General features: G+C 42.5%; 3 protein-coding genes. All 3 read left to right on the forward strand.

From position 1 onward, the window contains the following. Nucleotides 1–122: 122 nt before the first annotated feature. Nucleotides 123–404, forward strand: a complete 282-nt coding sequence (locus QUA54_RS34085) for a hypothetical protein (RefSeq protein ID WP_333419438.1) — start codon at nucleotides 123–125, stop codon at nucleotides 402–404. A 345-nt stretch (nucleotides 405–749) separates the two neighbouring features. Next, complete coding sequence (locus tag QUA54_RS34090) at nucleotides 750–1166, forward strand: DUF3024 domain-containing protein (protein WP_333419440.1); 417 nt, start codon at nucleotides 750–752, stop codon at nucleotides 1164–1166. Nucleotides 1167–1178: 12 nt separating this feature from the next. Next, nucleotides 1179–1403, forward strand: a complete 225-nt coding sequence (locus tag QUA54_RS34095) for a hypothetical protein (protein ID WP_333419442.1) — start codon at nucleotides 1179–1181, stop codon at nucleotides 1401–1403. The last annotated feature ends 625 nt before the right edge of the window (nucleotides 1404–2028 follow it).

Below are 2028 nucleotides of genomic sequence, written 5' to 3' on the forward strand. Positions count from 1 at the left end.
TTTAACAGGCTTCTCAATTCACATATCATTTTCAGTCTTTTTTGTCAACTCCTAATACTGAACCGACGCCCTAGGCGAACGCACGAGCGAAAGCAAACCCGTCCCGTAATTGAGTTAAAGGATTGTTCGAGCTGCTTGTCCCACCAAATCAACAAAATCAGTCTTTGTTCGCTCGAAGCGATCGACACTCTCAAACCGTTATTTTTGCGTTGTGTTTAAGGCGAGCGGGGCATAATGTAGGGTTAGACCCCTCGCTGTACACCGATCGCTTTGAAGAAGATTTAGAGCCAAAAAAAGAGAGTGGATTGCAACGCGGAGCCCAGCACCAAATCCATAGCTTGGCAGAACAAGAGGCGCAGTGTGACACGCTCGTAGTTGTGGTATCTGGGTTAGAAAGTGTTTAATCACCGCATTGGGCAACGGACGTTCGTATTTTGTGTTTCCTAACGTCCAGGTTGTGCTACGGGATTTGTATGGGATGGAGCCAAAAGTTTTGAGTAAGGCAGTTTCGCGGGGAAAATTAAGTATTATCAATACGAGAGCGTGCTTGCTACAAATCATCCGCACCGCACCCAATCAAGGCATAGATTGCGCCGTTTGACAAAAGCGGCTCGCATTACTTGGAGGCTCGCGCCGCCTTGATAAGTAGCCCAACAAAGGTTGTTGCAAGCAGCCACTACCTTCACAGTAGGTCGAACGATCGATTTTGTCGTTTCAATTCTACCTAGATAATCAGGAAAACAAATTCAATGGCAAAAAAAGCAAAAAAGCTCTGGCTTTCTTCTTCTCCCAAACAGTCTAAACCTACAGTGCCTGATACTGAGAAACAATTAATCGAACAAAAATGTAATGAGTTAATTCAAACAGAATTTAATCCCAAATATATCGACTCTCCACCCACAGACCATGATTTCAACTATCGAACGGATATCTTTGGCAAGTGGTATCGCCACTATTTTTACTTCTGCTCAACTTATAATTGTCCGAGTCCGAGGGCGATTTCCCCGTCTTTTGAGTCTCGCTCCGCCCGCCTAGAATATGTTGGGCAAGATTGTTTTAATGTGGCCTACATGAGACATACGGGGCAATGGTGGGAAATTCTGCATGGTTTGTCTTTAGAAGAATGTTTATCGGAAATTAGAAACAATCCCCTGTTACATCCTTAATCGTTACTCTAATTGGCAATCGTTCTTTTAATTATCGAATTGGCTCTCCTGACGGAGTATTTTGCATTTCCCGATGTCAAGGCCCTGCTGCAAGATTTGTGTGAGATGAAACCCAAAATGCTGAGTGATGTTGAGTTAGATGCGATTGTGTGGGCGAACATAAAAAGTAGCAGTTCCTTTGTCATCACCGATCGCAAGAAATACCCGCACTCAGTTGCTGACACCCGCAAACTTTAGATCCCGCATTCGGCACCCTCAACTGTCGCATACTCGCTTCTGTAGTGGAATTGATGTTTAAGTTGGCTATATATAGTGCCTTGAGTATTTTGATTTACCCTAAATGCCCACCTAGTAATGGTTGTGACACGCTATATATAGTGGAGGCGAAATGTGGGTTACAATCCCGAATTCAGTTGGAGACGATCTTAGAAATTAGTAAGATATATGACTTTTATGAAATTAAGGTTATGACTTTTATGAATTGACTTATCATCTCGCCTGTGGAATAATGTTAATTAATTTCAAATCAAGCATTGTCTCCCCAAAAGATAAAAGCTTGTTGGTGTGGAGTGATTATCTAAATTCGTAAATTTAGCACTTTATAAAATAAAAAACCTAAATATTTCGTAATTGCTCAACTAGGGCAAAAAAGGGAGCGATCAGTAGAGAGAGCTTGTTGAATAGATTGATAAGCCGTCAAGCCCTGACGCTTGCCAGTATTAACAACTGAACGAACAGCAGCAAACAAATCTCGCCCCCATTCCGAACGGAAGCCATTAGTCACACGGCTCTTCTGGAGTCAAGGTGATCAGCAAAACTAATTAGAAAAGCAAGCTAATAGCCTCGCCCGAAAGTTATCAAA

Source organism: Microcoleus sp. MOSTC5 (genome assembly GCF_036701825.1).
GTDB lineage: Bacteria > Cyanobacteriota > Cyanobacteriia > Cyanobacteriales > Microcoleaceae > Microcoleus > Microcoleus asticus.